At 41.3% G+C, this 17759-nt stretch carries 15 protein-coding genes, 10 tRNA genes, 1 rRNA gene, 1 pseudogene and 1 riboswitch; of the genes and pseudogenes, 7 read left to right on the top strand and 20 right to left on the bottom strand.

Going from position 1 to position 17759, the window contains the following annotated elements; translation table 11 throughout:
* Window positions 1–168 (bottom strand): annotated as a pseudogene (locus tag JV16_RS16040) (ISL3 family transposase); the annotation flags it as partial.
* A 313-nt stretch (window positions 169–481) separates the two neighbouring features.
* Here JV16_RS16040 and JV16_RS16140 point away from each other — a divergent pair.
* From JV16_RS16140 to JV16_RS16025, 5 genes are all read left to right on the top strand, one after another.
* Window positions 482–1045 carry an IS630 family transposase gene (locus JV16_RS16140; protein WP_042536392.1) on the top strand — a complete coding sequence of 188 codons (564 nt, stop codon included), beginning with the start codon at window positions 482–484 and terminating at the stop codon, window positions 1043–1045.
* Window positions 1038–1541 (top strand): IS630 family transposase, encoded by a 504-nt coding sequence (locus JV16_RS16135; protein WP_275451388.1) that lies wholly within the window; start codon window positions 1038–1040, stop codon window positions 1539–1541. Before JV16_RS16140 ends, JV16_RS16135 begins: the two co-directional genes overlap by 8 nt.
* A 355-nt stretch (window positions 1542–1896) precedes the next feature.
* Window positions 1897–2268, top strand: coding sequence for a VOC family protein (locus JV16_RS14145; protein WP_003397545.1), 372 nt, complete (start codon window positions 1897–1899; stop codon window positions 2266–2268).
* Between the two features lie 626 nt (window positions 2269–2894).
* Window positions 2895–3365: a winged helix-turn-helix domain-containing protein gene (locus JV16_RS16030; RefSeq protein WP_244463839.1), complete on the top strand. Its 471-nt coding sequence runs from the start codon at window positions 2895–2897 to the stop codon at window positions 3363–3365.
* Between the two features lie 24 nt (window positions 3366–3389).
* Complete coding sequence (locus JV16_RS16025) at window positions 3390–3821, top strand: IS630 family transposase (protein WP_244463838.1); 432 nt, start codon at window positions 3390–3392, stop codon at window positions 3819–3821.
* Here the strand turns inward: JV16_RS16025 and JV16_RS14135 are convergent.
* Window positions 3774–4391 (bottom strand): M16 family metallopeptidase, encoded by a 618-nt coding sequence (locus JV16_RS14135; RefSeq protein WP_042536390.1) that lies wholly within the window; start codon window positions 4389–4391, stop codon window positions 3774–3776. The genes JV16_RS16025 and JV16_RS14135 overlap by 48 nt on opposite strands.
* An 821-nt stretch (window positions 4392–5212) precedes the next feature.
* A riboswitch (cobalamin riboswitch) is annotated at window positions 5213–5402 on the top strand.
* 141 nt (window positions 5403–5543) lie between these two features.
* Here JV16_RS14135 and metE point away from each other — a divergent pair.
* Both metE and JV16_RS14125 read left to right on the top strand, forming a co-directional pair.
* Entirely contained in the window at window positions 5544–7817 is a 2274-nt protein-coding gene (gene metE, locus JV16_RS14130; protein ID WP_042536389.1) for a 5-methyltetrahydropteroyltriglutamate--homocysteine S-methyltransferase, read from the top strand.
* Window positions 7808–8257 (top strand): acyl-CoA thioesterase, encoded by a 450-nt coding sequence (locus tag JV16_RS14125; RefSeq protein ID WP_009362626.1) that lies wholly within the window; start codon window positions 7808–7810, stop codon window positions 8255–8257. Before metE ends, JV16_RS14125 begins: the two co-directional genes overlap by 10 nt.
* A 69-nt stretch (window positions 8258–8326) precedes the next feature.
* On the opposite strand, the gene glmS is transcribed toward JV16_RS14125, so the two are convergent.
* The 18 genes from glmS to rrf all read right to left on the bottom strand — a co-directional run bounded on the left by glmS (window position 8327) and on the right by rrf (window position 17583).
* Window positions 8327–10129 (bottom strand): glutamine--fructose-6-phosphate transaminase (isomerizing), encoded by a 1803-nt coding sequence (glmS, locus tag JV16_RS14120; RefSeq protein ID WP_042536388.1) that lies wholly within the window; start codon window positions 10127–10129, stop codon window positions 8327–8329.
* A gap of 391 nt (window positions 10130–10520) precedes the next feature.
* Window positions 10521–11867: a phosphoglucosamine mutase gene (gene glmM, locus JV16_RS14115; protein ID WP_042536387.1), complete on the bottom strand. Its 1347-nt coding sequence runs from the start codon at window positions 11865–11867 to the stop codon at window positions 10521–10523.
* Between the two features lie 19 nt (window positions 11868–11886).
* Complete coding sequence (locus JV16_RS14110; RefSeq protein ID WP_042536386.1) at window positions 11887–13119, bottom strand: CdaR family protein; 1233 nt, start codon at window positions 13117–13119, stop codon at window positions 11887–11889.
* The gene (gene cdaA / locus JV16_RS14105) at window positions 13112–13933 is read right to left on the bottom strand and encodes a diadenylate cyclase CdaA (protein ID WP_042536385.1); all 822 of its coding nucleotides are present in this window, start codon (window positions 13931–13933) and stop codon (window positions 13112–13114) included. The genes JV16_RS14110 and cdaA overlap by 8 nt, the downstream gene beginning before the upstream one ends.
* A gap of 63 nt (window positions 13934–13996) precedes the next feature.
* Window positions 13997–14611, bottom strand: a complete 615-nt coding sequence (locus tag JV16_RS14100; RefSeq protein WP_042536384.1) for an anti-sigma factor family protein — start codon at window positions 14609–14611, stop codon at window positions 13997–13999.
* A 19-nt stretch (window positions 14612–14630) separates the two neighbouring features.
* Window positions 14631–15194 (bottom strand): RNA polymerase sigma factor SigW, encoded by a 564-nt coding sequence (gene sigW / locus JV16_RS14095; protein WP_009362620.1) that lies wholly within the window; start codon window positions 15192–15194, stop codon window positions 14631–14633.
* 123 nt (window positions 15195–15317) lie between these two features.
* Window positions 15318–16214 (bottom strand): arginase, encoded by an 897-nt coding sequence (gene rocF, locus JV16_RS14090; protein ID WP_021094274.1) that lies wholly within the window; start codon window positions 16212–16214, stop codon window positions 15318–15320.
* 138 nt (window positions 16215–16352) lie between these two features.
* Window positions 16353–16425: transfer RNA gene (locus tag JV16_RS14085), tRNA-Ala, on the bottom strand.
* A gap of 1 nt (window position 16426) precedes the next feature.
* A tRNA-Gly gene (locus tag JV16_RS14080) sits at window positions 16427–16501 on the bottom strand.
* A 6-nt stretch (window positions 16502–16507) separates the two neighbouring features.
* Window positions 16508–16580, bottom strand: a tRNA-Lys gene (locus tag JV16_RS14075).
* Window positions 16581–16590: 10 nt separating this feature from the next.
* Window positions 16591–16665, bottom strand: a tRNA-Gln gene (locus tag JV16_RS14070).
* A 145-nt stretch (window positions 16666–16810) separates the two neighbouring features.
* Window positions 16811–16895: transfer RNA gene (locus JV16_RS14065), tRNA-Tyr, on the bottom strand.
* Window positions 16896–16900: 5 nt separating this feature from the next.
* A tRNA-Thr gene (locus tag JV16_RS14060) sits at window positions 16901–16976 on the bottom strand.
* A gap of 3 nt (window positions 16977–16979) precedes the next feature.
* Window positions 16980–17055: transfer RNA gene (locus JV16_RS14055), tRNA-Val, on the bottom strand.
* An 8-nt stretch (window positions 17056–17063) separates the two neighbouring features.
* A tRNA-Glu gene (locus tag JV16_RS14050) sits at window positions 17064–17135 on the bottom strand.
* Window positions 17136–17150: 15 nt separating this feature from the next.
* Window positions 17151–17223: transfer RNA gene (locus tag JV16_RS14045), tRNA-Thr, on the bottom strand.
* A gap of 2 nt (window positions 17224–17225) precedes the next feature.
* A tRNA-Asn gene (locus JV16_RS14040) sits at window positions 17226–17300 on the bottom strand.
* Window positions 17301–17466: 166 nt separating this feature from the next.
* Window positions 17467–17583 (bottom strand): 5S ribosomal RNA (rrf, locus tag JV16_RS14035).
* Window positions 17584–17759 lie beyond the last annotated feature (176 nt).

Here is a 17759-nt window from a genome sequence, read left to right as displayed (position 1 = left end):
TTGCTTCTTTTTTCCTGTCATTTTGATCGTGCGTTTCAAGCAGACAGGACATAACGGGCATTGTTCAGGTAGAGAAAGTTCGAAAATCCAACGATCTCCTTCTTTTCGCACCTTTTGAATCAAAACATCTGGTAAATCGATGAGTTCTTTGATAAACTGAGAGTACATGCGAATTTTCCTCCAATGGTTTGGTTTGGTCACCTTTACCATACAGGAAAATTCGCATTTTTTGTACCCCTATTTTCTATATGCACACCGATCTTAAATGATCAAGTACAACTTGTGGTGAAGAGCCTTTTATTTTATAAAAAATTATTATATTGTCAATATTATATTAAATTTTTAATAATTGAAAATTTCTGTTTATAAGTTATAATAAGTATATATACATGCACCTTAAAACCATGACTTCTGTATGAACACCTTTTTTTCATGGCTATACTGCTCCTAAATATTTCTATACAAAAGGAGCGGAATTGGCATGAAACGTTTGAAAATCACAAATGATCACGGTTGGACACCTCGAACACTTCGGAAACAAGAACGGAAAATCAAAGATGCTTCTCTTCGCGTTCGGATGACCGCTGTTCGTCTTGTCATGGAAGGTCACCTCGGTAAAGATGTGGCCAAAATGGTCAACGTATGCCGTCAATCCGTTACCATCTACGTTGCACGTTTTAATGAAGGTGGGCTCGATCATCTACTCGATCGTCGGTTGCCGCCTGGTCGTGTGCCATTTCTTACGGAAGAACAACAACAAGAAATTAGACAACTCGTGTTAACCACCACACCTGTGGATGCTGGCTGGGGCATCGCTTCATCATGGAACACGCGCATTTTACAATCTTACATTCAACAAACCTATGGTGTTTCCATGTCACGGGAAGGCATTCGTAAGTTGTTGCATCGTCTTCGTTTGTCATGGACACGTCCGACTTACAAGCTAGTCAAAGGAGACGCCAAGCGTCAAGCTGCCTTTCAAAAAGAACTTGAATTTATAAAAAAAACTAATTACCGAGAATGTCACGCTGTTTTATGTGGATGAGACACATGTTCGTGCTTATCAAGCGCTACGTACGACATGGGCAGAGGTAGGAAATCAAAAACAAGTGCCAAGCTACGGTCATCATGACCACGTTTCTATTTTTGGCGCCGTCGATGTTCAACAAGGCGATGTGGTGTTTCATCGTGCATCATCCGCCAATGCCGAAACCTTCCTCGACTTTTTGCGCCGATTGAAAGAGAAATATACGGACCGATTCCTCGTGCTTGTGTTAGACAATGCGCGCATTCATCATACCAAGATGGTGCAAGCCTTTCTTGATGGCGAGGAAGGCGATGCTTTTCATTTCATCTTTTTGCCGCCGTATTCTCCACAGTTGAACCCGATCGAACGGTTATGGAAGTGGTTGAAAGATGAGGTGATTGCCAATGTTTTTCACAAGGATCAAAATGACATTGCCCAATCCATTACTCGCTTTGAACAGTACGTTCTACAACACCCGGATGAGGTGTTGCGCCGCATCGGGTGTGCTGTGTGAACCAGAGGTTAAAATTTTAAATTGGATGTATATAGAATAGAAATTTATTCTATCATTTAGCTTGAAAATACCGTTAAAATCATTCATTCAATCCTATTCACTATATCTTCTAGTTCGTGACGACATTACTAAGGATTGAACTGTTACTTCAAATAACCGTGTTCTCAGTAAATTTGTTCTATGAAAGGGTATCATTTTTCACTGTTGTTCAAACTTTAAATTAGAGTGATAACATAATTGTCATTCGCTGCAAAGCATATACTGTTCTTGCGCGACAAACATGTTCAATAAATTAAAATAAATTAAAATAAATTATTTTAACTTAATTTAATATATTTACTGAGGAGGAATATACATGAACTTTACTTTCTTAGAAATTGATCATGTTCAAGTTGCTGCTCCTAAAGGTTGTGAAGAAAAAGCACGTGAGTTTTACGGAAAAATTTTAGGAATGAAAGAGATCCCAAAACCTGAGAACTTACAAAAGCGAGGTGGAGTATGGTTTCAATGTGGGAGTCATCAGCTACATATTGGTGTACAAGATGATTTTCAACCTGCTAAAAAAGCACACCCAGCCTTTCATGTAAAAAATCTTGCTGTATTGCGTGACCACTTAATTGAGAAGGGGATTGCAGTAAAGGAAGATGAACCGCTAGAAGGAGCAAATCGTTTTTATGCCAATGATCCTTTTGGCAACAGACTCGAATTTTTAGAGTGGATTAAATAATAACTGTACTTGAGCAAATTAAGCACCACGTCGCTAATGATAGGATATACAAAACTTCCTAATAACGAAATAAGAAACAAAGAAAATGAAATAATAACCATTTTATTACTTTTCAATTCTCTTCGCTTATTACAATAAAAAGCTCCTAAGCATATAGAACTTAGGAGCTTCCTGCATTTTTATACAATTCCTCCATAACGATATCTTCCAAGGACCTCGCTGTTAAAGACTATACGATATGCTCCCTCTTCGTCACCTAGCTTCTTTGCTAGGTCAGTAGCCATTCTTTTAATAAGAAGGTCATTTTGTGCGAGTTTTTTCATTTTGATGGTGTTGCAAAACTAGAGTAAAAACTCGAAGTTATGCATAAGGATACAACATAACACATGTATATACATGCACCTTAAAACCATGACTTCTGTATGAACACCTTTTTTCATGGCTATACTGCTCCTAAATATTTCTATACAAAAGGAGCGGAATTGTCATGAAACGTTTGAAAATTACAAATGACCACGGCTGGACGCCTCGAACCCTTCGGAAACAAGAACGGAAAATCAAAGATGCTTCCCTTCGTGTTCGGGTGACCGCTGTTCGTCTTGTCATGGAAGGTCACCTCGGTAAAGATGTGGCCAAAATGGTCAATCTGTGTGTGCCGTCAATCCGTTGCCATCTACGTTGCACGGTTTAATCAAGGTGGGCTCGATCATCTACTCGATCGTCGCTTACCACCTGGTCGTGTGCCGTTTCTTACGGAAGAACAACAACAAGAAATTAGACAACTCGTGTTAACTACTACACCTGTGGATGCTGGCTGGGGCATCGCTTCGTCATGGAACACGCGCATTTTACAATCTTACATTCAACAAACCTATGGTGTTTCCATGTCACGGGAAGGGATTCGCAAGTTGTTGCATCGTTTGCGTTTGTCATGGACACGTCCGACTTACAAGCTAGTCAAAGGAGACGCCAAGCGTCAAGCTGCCTTTCAAAAAGAACTTGAATTTATAAAAAAAAAACTAATTACTGAGAATGCCATGCTGTTTTATGTGGATGAGACACATGTTCGTGCTTATCAAGCGCTACGTACGACATGAGCAGAAGTAGGAAATCAAAAACAAGTGCCGAGCTACGGTCACCACGCCCACGTTTCTATTTTTGGCGCCGTCGATGTTCAACAAGGCGATGTGGTATTTCATCGCGCATCATCCGCCAATGCCGAAACGTTCCTCGACTTTTTGCGCCGATTGAAAGAGAAATATACGGACCGATTCCTCGTGCTTGTGTTGGACAATGCGCGTATTCATCATGCCAAGATGGTGCAAGCCTTTCTTGATGGCGAGGAAGGCGATGCTTTTCATTTCATCTTTTTGCCACCGTATTCTCCACAGTTAAATCCGATTGAACGGCTGTGGAAGTGGTTGAAAGATGAAGTGATTGCCAACGTTTTTCACAAGGATCAAAATGACATTGCCCAATCCATTACTCGCTTTGAACAGTACGTCTTACAACACCCGGATGAGGTGTTGAGCCGCATGGGGTGTGCTGTGTGAATCAGAGGTTAAAATGCCAATTTGGATGTATATATCTTTTTTATTGAATATATCTTTTTTATTGATTATATCTATTATTCGTTCCTCGTCGAAATCACCAGTAATGCAAATTACAATTTCTCTATTCAAGGTTTCTAGATAATATTCGATCAATTGTTCTCTATTAAATTTTCTAATAGAATCTCTATTTCCTAATATCTCATTGGATAGAGGGTGTCCTTTAAACAGATTTTTTAGAAGTTTTTGTTGACACACATGCATCCCATTATTATTAAATGATTGAATCTCATTTAATATTACATTTTTTTCCCTTTCGATATCTTCTTGTTTAAAAGCTGGATACTTTATAATATCGATAAGTATTTCAACTAATATCTCAGAATATTCACTAATGACTTTTCCATGTATACAAGTAAATTCTTTTGTGGTAAAAGCGTTTATGAATCCTCCTAAATCTTCTACAATTTGTCGTGTACTAGTTTTATGATATTTTAAATTAGATGTTAACAACATATGTTCTATAAAGTGAGAAATTCCGGACTCTTCTTCTTGTTCAAATTTAGAGCCCATATTCAAAAAACCCCTACTGATACCGTTTTATAATTTGGGTTTTTATTTAAAATGATTCTATTATTATTAATACTAAGCACTCTCATTTTTCTCCCTCTATAAATATTGATATATCAACAGTTGTAGCTGTTGTGGGGTAAAACTCGGATTCGTTATGACGAGAAAAATGATCTTCTCTTTAAGAAAGTAGGTGAGATTGAGCCAATAATGCCCAATTGACTCAATCCCAACAATGACCTTTTTTCTCAAATCTAAAAAACAAGCAAATTCGTATTTTTAAATATCCATGCCAACGATAAGTATTTAATCGGTCACTTGATTAAGTATATGGATTTTGAATATAATTGTTTTTCATAGTCCTCCTTGTTATTCAGTTTAGGAGACAATTTTCCAATTGCCCCCCGAATCATAACAAGAGAACTTTTTTATTCAATTCCGTAAAAAGCTTTTAACAGGAATGCTCCCTCTAACTAATGAAAAATACATTAATTTCTATACAAAATGAATAAATATGTCTATAAATATTTTATACCATTTATAGTTTTATATTGGTTCATCACCACAACATGTACTTGACAAGCGGGGGATTTTCTTGAGCCGCCGTGTACGAAAAATCTGATTTACTGATTTTTCCTTATAAGTACAGAGAAGGCGTGTTCTGAAATAGTCAAGTACAACTTTCGGTGAAGAGCCTTAATATTAACTTAAAAGAAAAATATAACCATTAACTACGGCGTTACATCTCTCAAAACTCCACACGAGAAAATATTTCGCTTGAAAAAAACAAAAAGTTCGTTTATTCTGAATTTTATACAATAACATAATAAGTTCACGCAACAGGTGGTTCACACATGCTGTGAATCTTAAAAGGGAAGTTTGGTGAAAATCCAACACGGTCGCGCCACTGTGATGCAGAGCTGTTTATCATCATCCACTGTTTCATTTGAAATGGGAAGGAGATAAACAGCGATGAAGCTAAGTCAGGAGACCTGCCTGTTGTATGCACTTACGACCTACGCGTCATAGGGAGGAGTGAGGACATATGATGTTGAGGCACTTCACGTATCTCAATACGAGTTAGCTATGCCCTCCTTCTGTTTGGAAGAGGGCTTTTCTGCTTGATTGGGATAAAATAACTGGAGGTGCTTGTATATGTTAATCTACAGTTCGAATGTAGGATATCCACGTATTGGAGAAAAGAGGGAATGGAAAAAAGCATTAGAATCTTTTTGGAATGGGCAAATGAACGAAGAGCAGTTCACAAAAACGATGGAAACGATTCGACTTGATTCGATTCGCAAACAAGTCGAGAAAGGAATTGATCTCATTCCGATCGGAGATTTTTCCTTATACGATCACGTGTTAGATACAGCATTTATGTTCGGATATATTCCAGAGCGATTCAAACAAATAGTTAATCCGCTAGAGCAATATTTTGCGATGGCGCGTGGCACGAACGGACAACATGCCCTTGAAATGACGAAATGGTTTAATACAAATTATCACTACATCGTTCCTGAAATCGGGCAAACGAAGCCGAAATTAGTGGATAATCGCCTATTGAAAGAATACAACCTTGTAAAAGAAACATTCAATTTAGAAACAAAACCTGTATTGCTTGGCCCGATTACATTTCTTTTGCTTTCTAAGCAATACGCGCGACACGAGTGGCGCAAACATCTCGCACAATTAGTTCCTCTTTATGTGGAATTGTTAAAACAACTAGGTGAGGCTGGAGTGTCGTTCGTACAAATGGATGAACCGATTCTCGTTCAAGATATAGACGATGATATCATCAACGCATTTCATCATGTATACAACGTTTTTCACCGCGATATACCGAACATAAATATTATTTTACAAACGTATTTTGCTAGCGTATCTCATTACCGTGAAATTGTTGCTTTGCCTGTCGCAGGCATTGGGCTTGATTTTGTTCATGATGATGGCGAAAACATGGAAGACATAAATACTTACGGATTTCCGAAAGATAAAATATTAGTTGCTGGTATTGTCGACGGCCGAAATGTATGGAAAAGTTCGCTTGTGCAAAAAGCGAAGCTCCTTCATCATTTAGCAGGCGTTTCTGAACAACTGGTCATTCAACCGTCTTGCAGCTTAATACATGTCCCTGTCACAACAAAACATGAACATACGTTACCAACAGAACTTGCTAGTACTTTATCATTTGCCGATGAAAAATTAGATGAAATACGTATGTTGACAGAGTATATGAACGGAAACGTAACGATCGACGAGCTAATCAAATACGATGAACAAACAACCGTTTATTTTTCCAAGTTCCGTCAATCTAAACAAACAGACGATATCACAACCGTTCCATTAAACCGAACATCTTACAGCGAAAGACAAAAAGCACAACGAGCCCATTTGCAGCTTCCACTTTTGCCGACAACGACAATTGGCAGTTTTCCACAAACGAGCGACGTGCGCCAAGCTCGGATGAAATGGAAAAAGGGTGAGTGGAAAGACGAAAGGTACAAATCGTTTATCAAGAAAGAAATTGAAAAATGGATCGATATTCAGGAACAACTACAGCTCGATGTGCTTGTCCATGGCGAATTTGAACGTACAGATATGGTGGAGTTTTTCGGTGAAAAACTACAAGGGATGGCATGCACAACAAACGGTTGGGTGCAATCATATGGATCACGTTGTGTGCGCCCACCTATTATTTTTAGCGATATTGCCTATCAACAACCGATGACCATAGAAGAAACAGTATATGCCCAATCATTAACGACTAAACCTGTGAAAGGAATGTTAACAGGACCAGTAACTATTTTAAACTGGTCGTTCGTTCGCGACGATATTCCACGAAAACATGTGCTGATGCAGCTCGCCCTCGCCATTCGTGAAGAAGTGCTGCAGTTAGAAAAAGAAGGAATACGCATCATTCAAGTCGATGAGCCAGCATTACGGGAAGGATTGCCTTTGAAAACAAAAAAACATGCATCGTATTGGGAAGATGCCGTTATCGCATTTCGTATCACGACCTCATCGGTGAAAGAGGAAACGCAAATTCACACCCATATGTGCTATTCACAGTTTGAACATATGATGCATATCATTGATGAGCTTGATGCGGATGTCATTTCTATTGAATCGTCGCGAAGCCACGGTGAACTTGTTTCTGTATTTGAAACATATGAGTATGAGAAGGGAATCGGATTAGGGGTGTATGACATTCATAGCCCACGCATTCCGACAAAAGAAGAACTAAGCGAACAAATCGAACGGGCACTTCGCGTTCTTCGTCCAGAACAATTTTGGGTCAATCCAGATTGCGGATTAAAAACTCGAAAAGAAGAAGAAACGATTGCCGCACTTCAAGTGATGGTAGAGGCAGCACGCGAATACCGCGAGCGTCTTTTAGCGTACGGAGGGATGAAATCATGGAAGTAAGCGTCGAGCAGTCAAAAACGATTCAAACGCGTCTCGTATTACCTTCTGATACGAACCATCTCGGCACGATTTTTGGCGGTACCGTTTTAGCTTATATTGATGAAATTGCGGCAATATCCGCCATGCGTCATGCACGAAAAGCCGTCGTCACCGTTTCGATTGACAAAGTTGATTTCATTTCGTCCGCGAAAGTTGGCGATATTTTAAAACTCGAAGCATTCGTCTACTCGACCGGTCGCACATCCATGAAAGTATTCGTCAAAGTCGAAACAGAAGATTTATTTACAGGCGAACATCACTTAACAACGACATGCTTTTTAACGATGGTCGCCATCGATCAAAACAAAAAACCGACCCCTGTTCCAAAAGTCATCATTCGCGAACAGGAGGAACAAATCGTACAACTGTATCAGCAAAACAAACGAAACAACAAGGCATAGCATACATTCATATAAAAAACACACGTCCGATTACATGCATCGTAATCCATGACGTGTGTTTTTTAAGCTTTACTCCACCGTTACGGACTTCGCTAAGTTGCGCGGTTTGTCGACGTCGCAGCCACGGTGTAATGCTGCATAGTAAGCAATTAATTGCAATGGCACGACAGACGCAAGCGGTGTGAGCATCGGATGAACGGCTGGGATGACGAAACGGTCGCCTTCCATGTCTAATCCTTTCATCGAAATGATGCACGGATTGGCACCGCGAGCGACAACTTCTTTGACGTTCCCGCGAATGCTTAAGTTGACATGTTCTTGTGTCGCTAGGGCAATCACTGGTGTGCCATTTTCAATTAAAGCGATCGTGCCGTGCTTCAATTCTCCACCTGCAAAGCCTTCTGCTTGAATGTAAGAAATTTCTTTTAACTTTAATGCGCCTTCTAATACGACATAATAGTCAACGGCGCGACCGATGAAGAAGCAGTTGCGTGTTGTCGCTAAATACTCGCGCGCAATTTGTTCCATTTCGTGTTTTGCGTCGCAAAGTGCTTCCATCGCATTCGCAACAATGCCAAGCTCTTTCGTCACATCAACATCTAGCGCCATTCCTTTCGCTTTAGCAGCTACCGCAGCTAACATGGCAAGCACCGCAATTTGTGCTGTATATGCTTTCGTTGATGCAACAGCAATTTCTGGTCCAGCATGAAGAAGAAGCGTATAGTCTGCTTCGCGCGATAATGTTGAACCCGGCACGTTCGTAATCGTTAACGATTTATGGCCAAGTTCTTTCGTACGTACAAGCACTGCACGGCTGTCCGCTGTTTCTCCGCTTTGCGAAATATAAATAAATAACGGTTTTTCCGATAAAAGCGGCATGTTGTAAGAAAACTCGCTTGCGATATGCACTTCGACAGGGATTTTCGCCCAGTTTTCGATCAATTGTTTGCCGACTAAACCAGCATGATAGCTCGTGCCGCATGCGACGATATATAAACGATCGGCTTCATTTACCGCTTGCACGATTTCTTCGTCAATCGCTAGCTCGCCTTGTTCGTTGCGATATTTTTCAATTAAACGGCGAATGACAAGCGGTTGTTCGTCAATCTCTTTTAACATGTAGTAAGGATATGTTCCTTTTTCAATGTCGCTTGCATCCAATTCCGCTACATATGGTGCACGCTCTACTACTTCACCATTTAACTTTTTAATTGTCACACTTTCTTTTGTGACAATGACAATTTCTTTATCCATGAGCTCGACATATTCATTTGTCACTTGTAACATTGCTAATGCGTCGCTGGCGACTACATTAAATCCTTCGCCTAATCCAGCTAAAAGCGGGCTTTTGTTTTTCGCCGCATAAATGACACCATCATTTTCTGCATCAATTAAAGCAATCGCATACGAACCTTTCAATAACGAAAGCGCCTTACGAAACGCTTCTTCTACCGATAATCCGTCGTTTACAAACGTTTCAATTAACTGCACAATGACTTCTGTATCCGTATCACTTTTAAACGACACGTGCGCTAAATAATCACGTTTTAACAACTCGTAGTTTTCAATTACCCCATTGTGCACAAGCGTAAAGCGGCCTGATGCACTTTGGTGTGGATGGGCGTTGACGCGGTTTGGTACGCCATGTGTTGCCCAACGTGTATGACCGATGCCAAGCGGTGCGTCTACATCTTCTGCGACAATCGCACGTAAATCAGCAATCCGACCTTTTTCTTTAAACACATGGACACCTGTGTCGTTCAATAACGCAATCCCTGCAGAGTCATATCCACGATACTCTAACTTTTCTAATCCGTACAATAAAATTTCTTTTGATGGTTGTTCACCAATATAACCAACGATTCCGCACATAACAAGTCCTCCCTAATCATAGGGGCAAGAAGGGGCTCTTGCCCCTTAAATAATTGATGAAATGGCGATGAACGTTCTTTCCTTTGTGCAAAGAGTCGCCTCTTTGTTTTAAGAAAGAACTTGCGGCTGTCATCGCATCAGCCGGGAGGCATCCGCCGAACACTCGATAAACCTCCTCCTCGTCAACTAAGCTTTTTTCCCGTCCAAAGCTTAGTCCAGGCGCTTTTATACAGTTGTTTTCCGCTATCCTCCTTTCATGTAAGATGTCAAACAACAATAGTTTACAACAACAAAGAGGCAAACGTCAATGTGTATCGCTTACCCCTGTATAAACAAAATATGCATAAATGGAATAAACCGTTCCATTTATGCATATCGTTTACCGAAACAATTATTGTGCGCCAAAGCGTTCACGAATAACAGACGCAATGCGCTCGACGTATTGATCGCAAAGTTCATTTGTTGGCGCTTCTGCCATCACGCGAACGAGCGGCTCCGTACCAGACGGGCGAACGAGAATGCGACCGTTTCCAGCCATCTCTTCTTCTACTTCACGAATGACACGCTGCACTTCTTCGCTTGCGATCGCTTCATGTTTATCTGTGACTTTTACGTTCACTAGTTTTTGTGGATATTTTTTCATTTCCCCCGCTAGCTCAGAAAGCGGCTTTTTCGTCATTTTCATAATGTTGACAAGCTGTAACGCCGTTAGTAGCCCATCGCCTGTCGTATTGTAGTCAAGGAAAATAATATGCCCTGATTGCTCTCCGCCTAAATTGTAGCCGTTCTTTTTCATTTCTTCGACGACATAACGATCACCAACAGCTGTTTGCACACTTTTGATCCCTTGCGCTTCAAGCGCTTTATAAAAACCGAGGTTGCTCATGACGGTTGAGACGACCGTTTGATGTTTCAAGCGACCTTGTTCGTGTAAATATTTTGCGCAAATGTACATAATTTGATCGCCATCAACGATTTGACCGTTTTCATCAACCGCAATTAATCGGTCGCCATCGCCATCGAACGCTAAACCTACATCTGCTCCTTTTTCCTTCACAAACGCAGCCAACGCCTCTGGATGTGTCGAACCGACACCTTCGTTAATGTTTAATCCGTTTGGAGATGCGCCCATCGTAGACACATCGGCATCTAAATCAGCAAATAAATGCGTCGCTAATGACGACGTTGCACCGTGCGCACAGTCAAGTGCAACGTGAATGCCTGAAAAATCTTCGTCCACCGTTTGCTTTAAATATTGTAAATATTTTTGTCCGCCTTCAAAATAGTCGTTTACTTGCCCTAAATCTTTCCCGATCGGGCGCGGCAACGTATCTTGTTCACTATCGAGAAGCGCTTCAATTTCTAACTCTTGTTCATCAGAAAGTTTAAAACCGTCTGGTCCAAAAAACTTAATTCCGTTATCTTGGACAGGGTTATGCGAAGCAGAAATCATCACCCCTGCTTGTGCGCCTAACGCTTTTGTCAAATATGCGACGCCCGGTGTAGAAATAACACCGAGGCGCATCACTTCTGCCCCGATGGAAAGCAGTCCTGCCACTAGCGCTCCTTCAAGCATATGACCAGAAATGCGCGTATCGCGCCCGATTAACACTTTCGGACGTTCTTTATCTTTTGTTAATACGTAGCCACCAAAACGGCCGATTTTAAAAGCTAATTCTGGCGTTAATTCGCTATTGGCAATCCCTCGCACACCGTCTGTTCCGAAATACTTACCCATGCTATCGCTCCTTTTATAGTTACTCATTTCTTGTAATACGAATCGTTGCTTCTTTTTGTGGTAGTCTCCATCGAACGTTTTGAGGTCCATTGACTTCAATTGGAACGTCATGTTCTCCAATGCCTAATTCACTAACATTTAAGTATACCTCAATATCTTTCAACTGAATAGCATTCAGTACACGTTGAGCTCCTAAAGCCGTTAGCGTAATATTTCGATCAGCAGGATCGATAAATTCAGCCTTGTATGCGTCGTTTAGTCCAATGATTTCAATTGGAACTTGATCAAACGTTCTCTCCTTTTCTTGTTCAATTTCAATTAAAATTGTAACTTTTGCTGGATCTACAGCTTTTACTCCTTTTGGTACAGGTACATCGACTTGTAAGGTTGTATTGCCTGTAATATCGCTTAAATCGACTTCAATGCCGCTAATAAATTCGATGTCGTCAATTTTTGCTTTTTGTCCAAAAATTGTGACTTCGCTCGGAATCACTTCCATTTTACTAATGCTTAATCCTTCTCGTAGCGTTCCTTTTCGATCAATTTTTAATGGAACTGTTTTGCTTGGACTTTTAATTGGCACAGTAATATCAACAATAGACGGTTCCACATCAAGAGGCAACACATTTCCTTCTTTATCATACACCGTCACTTTTGATTCTCGCTCAATCGTTTCTTCGACTCCTTTTAAGTCAACACGTGCCTTTACTAACGCAACTTTTTCAATTAACGTTTTTGCCCCTGTCACTTTCACAACATTTGGCTTCACAATTGGCTGCTCCGGTGAATACCCGTCTGCAATTTGTGATTTATTAATGAAATCAACTTCGACCGGGAAATCTTTTGACACACGCTCGTCAATCGTCACAGTAATTGTCGCTGGATCAATCGTAACGCGTAACTTTTCAGAAATATTTCGGTATTTCAAAGGAACTGTATGCTTACCAATCGGCAGTTTAGATAAATCAACATATACTTCAAAATCTCGTTGCAGCTTCGTTGGCGTAACGATGCTTTTCGGCCCCTCAAGCATGACATTCACCGATTGTGGGATACCAGAAACAACAAGGTTTTCTTGATCGTAATATGCGACGACGGGAACGTCCGTCACTGTTTCGACATCGGTTTGACCGACCGTATTTCGTGACGTGCTATTTGATTGTGTTTCAATATTTACCGAAACGTAAATCATAAGCGCCAGCAATAAAGAAAAAATGCGTATAAACCATGGGCTATTCATCCATTTATCCACTTTTTTTCGCCCTCCACTGCCAACGAGATGAGGAAGTTGTCTTCGGTTGAACGAGCTCTTTCGTCAGCAATTCTCGCAATACATCTAACTTTAAGTCGCGGTAAAGCTCCCCATTTTTCGTAACAGAAACCGCTCCCGTTTCCTCGGACACAACGACGGTAATGCTGTCTGTCACTTCACTAATACCTAATGCAGCGCGATGCCTTGTGCCAAGTTCTTTAGAAATAAACGGGCTTTCCGACAACGGTAAATAACAAGATGCCGCAGCAATTTGATTTTTTTGAATAATGACAGCCCCATCGTGAAGCGGGGTATTCGGAATAAAAATGTTAATCAGTAGCTCTGATGAAACATGTGCTTGTAACGGAATGCCAGTTTCAATATAATCGCCCATTCCCGTTTCCCTTTCAATAGAAATAAGAGCTCCAATTCGCCGTTTTGCCATATACTCTGTTGCTTTTACAATCGCTTCGATCATATGCGTTTGTTCTTCCTCTTCAGGCGTTGTGCTTCGCGAAAACAATTTGCCCCTTCCGAGCTGTTCGAGCGCTCGGCGTAGCTCAGGTTGAAAAATGATAATAATGGCTAAAAAACCCCATGTGATCGCTTGATCCATCAACCATTGCAACGTACTTAATCCGATAAAGCTACTTACAATTCGGACAAGAATAATAACAATAATTCCTTTAAGCAGTTGCACGGCCTTTGTACCACGCACAACCATAATAAGTTTATAAATAACGAACCAGACAACAAGAATGTCTACAAACTTAATGAGGTAATTTACAAATGTCGGGAGCTCTCCAAATGGCATTCTTACACTTCCTTCACTCATTCTAATTGCTCTCACATGTAAAAAAGCCATCAATATGGATGGCTATTTCGTTAATGTTTTGGCGATATTGTAACCGACTCTTTTTACATTATACCAAATCCAATCAAATACTTCATTAACTTCTTCAATTTGTCCGGTAACTTCGCCAGCAGAAGCTAAATATTTATGGCCGTTAATGACCGTCACATTGCCGTGCACTTCTCCTTCAATTTTAATATCGCCGTTTCGGACAACAATATCGCCTTCGACAACTTTCCCTTCTGGTACGATGACCGTATGATTTTGAACAATTAAATGTTCTTGTTTAGAAAACGAAAATTCATTATCCTCTTGCCAAACTGCCCATAAGCTGCTCGTGCTTAGCAAAAAGAACAGCGAGGCGGCAGTCAGAAACGGATGATGAGTAAACCATCGTTTCCAACGCACACGCCGTTTTTCACGAGGTAAATTATACATCACTTTTTTAACAAAATCGTCTGAAGGGGTGAAGTGGGAAACATTTTCGACAAACGCCACCGTTTTTTCCAATGCATAAAAATGCTCTCGACATGCTTCACATTGTTGAATATGGCTGCGCAATCGTTGCTCTTCTTCTTTTTGAATGTCTCCGTCTAAGTAATCATGCATCCATTGAACGATTTTTTCAGAGCATGGCATCTGTCTCACTCCTTTTTCATCATAAATGGCCTAAATGTTTACGCAATGCTTCACGACCACGATGAATACGCGTTTTCACTGTACCAATTGGCAAATTTAAAATGTCACTAATTTCTTGTAGTGATAGCTCGTCAATATATTTTAAGACAATGACCGTGCGGTATTTTTCCGGTAGCTTTAAAATCGCTTCTTGTACCATTTGTTGTAGCTCTAAGCTTTCTAATGCATCTTCCGGAGAAGCTCCTTCATCTGCGAGCTGCGAGTACATCGTTAACCCGTCTGTCCCTGATACTTCTGCATCTAAATAAACATCAGGCTTTTTTTTACGCATGCGGTCAATTGATAAATTCGTCGCAATGCGATATAACCAAGAAGAAAACTTCATTGTCGGATCGTATGTATGAATGTTGACATACGCCCGAATAAACGCTTCTTGTGCAGCATCTTCTGCTTCATGACGATTTCCTAACATGCGATAGCACAGTTGATAAATTTTATCTTTGTACATTTCGACGATATCCGCAAACGCGCTTTGATCTCCTTTTTTAATCGCTTTAATGCGTTGTTTAATAAACATGTCCATTCCATATTTACCTCCGCATGGGGGCTACTATTTTATACGAATAACATAAAGCAAAGTTCCATAAATCGCAACGAATATGTTAATATTTTTAAAAAAAAATGGAGAGGGGCATCATGCCACCTCTCATACAAGCTTCTCACCAAACAACGATCCCATTAAAGCAACAGCGGTTGCAGCTGTTTTATTCCGCTCATCTAAAATCGGATTAACTTCAACAAATTCCGCTGAAGTAATGATTTGAGCTTCAGCTAACATTTCCATCGCTAAATGGCTTTCCCGATATGTCAGTCCACCAATTACCGGTGTGCCAACTCCCGGTGCATCATGTGGATCGAGACCATCTAAATCAAGAGACAAGTGGACACCGTCTGTCCGCTCTTTTAAATAAGCGATTGTCTCTTCCATTACTTTTGTCATGCCTAGACGATCGACTTCATGCATCGTATATATTTTAATTCCTTTTTCTTTAATTAATTGTTTTTCCCCTTCATCAAGTGCACGAGCACCGATAATTACAATGTTTTCTGGCTTCACTTTTGGACTATATCCACCGATCATCGTTAAAGCCGGATGGCCAAGCCCTAAACTTGCAGCGAGCGGCATACCGTGAATATTTCCAGAAGGCGACGTTTCCTCCGTATTCAAATCTCCATGCGCATCATACCAAATGACACCTAAGTTTTTATAATGTTTAGCTACTCCTGCAAGCGTCCCGATCGCAATACTATGATCCCCACCAAGTACAAGCGGAAAACGACCTCTTGTTACAACTTCATCGACCGCAGAAGCAAGTTTTTCATTTGCTTCAGCAACCGCTTTCAAATTTCTTAATTTTGGATTCGTCACATCTTGTCCACGCTCAGCACGACCAATTTGAATATCTCCTAAATCTTCAATATCATGATTTAAGCTTTCTAAACGTTCAACTACGCCAGCATAACGAATGGCGCTTGGCCCCATATCAACACCGCGGCGTGTTTGTCCTAAATCCATTGGCACTCCAATAATCGAAATGTTCATCTTGATCTCCTCCCCTCGTTGCATCTGTTGTTTATTGTACATGAGAAGAAACAGTTGGCTCAACTCGACAACTTTTTGAATATTTATTCTATGGAAAACAGAAAAAAACCTTAGGTATTCCCTAAGGTTTCGACAAGATGGAGCCTATCGGGATCGAACCGATGACCTCCTGCGTGCAAAGCAGGCGCTCTCCCAGCTGAGCTAAGGCCCCATGGAGCGGAAGACGGGACTCGAACCCGCGACCCCCACCTTGGCAAGGTGGTGTTCTACCACTGAACTACTTCCGCAAACAGTGAGCCATGGAGGACTCGAACCTCCGACCCTCTGATTAAAAGTCAGATGCTCTACCTACTGAGCTAATGGCTCATTACATCAATGGCTGGGCTAGCTGGATTCGAACCAGCGCATCACGGAGTCAAAGTCCGTTGCCTTACCGCTTGGCTATAGCCCATTGATATAACTTCATGAGTTAACTTCTCAGAATTTACTTCATGAATTAACACCGCAGGATTATTTTGAGAATTTCTGAAGGAAATTCGCGAAATAATCCGACATTGATATGACAAAAATGTATGTAATCATTGCGTGAAAACAAATGGTGGAGGGGGACGGATTCGAACCGCCGAACCCAAAGGGAGCGGATTTACAGTCCGCCGCGTTTAGCCACTTCGCTACCCCTCCGCGGATGGTGCCGGCTGCAGGACTTGAACCCGCAACCTACTGATTACAAGTCAGTTGCTCTACCAATTGAGCTAAGCCGGCATATGGTGGAGGATGACGGGATCGAACCGCCGACCCCTTGCTTGTAAGGCAAGTGCTCTCCCAGCTGAGCTAATCCTCCATAAAAGATGACCCGTACGGGATTCGAACCCGTGTTACCGCCGTGAAAGGGCGGTGTCTTAACCACTTGACCAACGGGCCAACATACGACACACAAGCTTCCAACCGGGCTTGAACCGGTGACCTCTTCCTTACCATGGAAGTGCTCTACCAACTGAGCTATGGAAGCACTGGCTCCGCAGGTAGGATTCGAACCTACGACCGCTCGGTTAACAGCCGAGTGCTCTACCACTGAGCTACTGCGGAATAACATGTTCAACGAGACATACTGCTTAACCAAAGACTAACTATAATTTTACTGCCTCTTCCTCTACCAGCATACTCACTGATGATGGATGCGTCGAGGCAACTCGTAGCTTAATCGACGAAGCATTGCTCGTCACTGAGCTACTGCGGAATAATATATCATCTTGCCCGGCAACGTCCTACTCTCGCAGGCGGTGTCCCGCCAACTACCATCGGCGCTGGAGAGCTTAACTTCCGTGTTCGGGATGGGAACGGGTGTGACCTCTCCGCCATCGTCACCGAGCAAACATGCTTTAGACAAATGTTATTATAAAGGAATATTTTTTGTTGTCAAGCTTTTTTTATTCCTTCAAAACTAGATAACAGGTTTTGTGTAGTCGCCTACGCTTTTCTTGTGTCTAGCTTCGAACTAACATCCTCCTACGCCTTCGCTTTTTCCGTTCGACGTGCACGCACGTC

Source organism: Anoxybacillus ayderensis, assembly GCF_000833605.1.
GTDB classification, from domain to species: Bacteria; Bacillota; Bacilli; order Bacillales; family Anoxybacillaceae; genus Anoxybacillus; species Anoxybacillus ayderensis.
Note: the sequence above shows the minus strand (reverse complement) of the source record. Positions and strands in the feature narration are given on the sequence as shown.

Excerpts from the sequence above, each read along its gene's own strand:
- JV16_RS14135 (WP_042536390.1), bottom strand. The coding sequence starts at position 4,391 with ATGGGCTCTAAATTTGAACAAGAAGAAGAGTCCGGAATTTCTCACTTT.
- glmM (WP_042536387.1), bottom strand. The coding sequence starts at position 11,867 with ATGGGTAAGTATTTCGGAACAGACGGTGTGCGAGGGATTGCCAATAGC.
- sigW (WP_009362620.1), bottom strand. The coding sequence starts at position 15,194 with ATGGACATGTTTATTAAACAACGCATTAAAGCGATTAAAAAAGGAGAT.
- glmS (WP_042536388.1), bottom strand. The coding sequence starts at position 10,129 with ATGTGCGGAATCGTTGGTTATATTGGTGAACAACCATCAAAAGAAATT.
- JV16_RS16140 (WP_042536392.1), top strand. The coding sequence starts at position 482 with ATGAAACGTTTGAAAATCACAAATGATCACGGTTGGACACCTCGAACA.
- metE (WP_042536389.1), top strand. The coding sequence starts at position 5,544 with ATGTTAATCTACAGTTCGAATGTAGGATATCCACGTATTGGAGAAAAG.
- JV16_RS14125 (WP_009362626.1), top strand. The coding sequence starts at position 7,808 with ATGGAAGTAAGCGTCGAGCAGTCAAAAACGATTCAAACGCGTCTCGTA.
- rocF (WP_021094274.1), bottom strand. The coding sequence starts at position 16,214 with ATGAACATTTCGATTATTGGAGTGCCAATGGATTTAGGACAAACACGC.
- JV16_RS16030 (WP_244463839.1), top strand. The coding sequence starts at position 2,895 with ATGTGGCCAAAATGGTCAATCTGTGTGTGCCGTCAATCCGTTGCCATC.
- JV16_RS14100 (WP_042536384.1), bottom strand. The coding sequence starts at position 14,611 with ATGCCATGCTCTGAAAAAATCGTTCAATGGATGCATGATTACTTAGAC.
- cdaA (WP_042536385.1), bottom strand. The coding sequence starts at position 13,933 with ATGCCATTTGGAGAGCTCCCGACATTTGTAAATTACCTCATTAAGTTT.
- JV16_RS14145 (WP_003397545.1), top strand. The coding sequence starts at position 1,897 with ATGAACTTTACTTTCTTAGAAATTGATCATGTTCAAGTTGCTGCTCCT.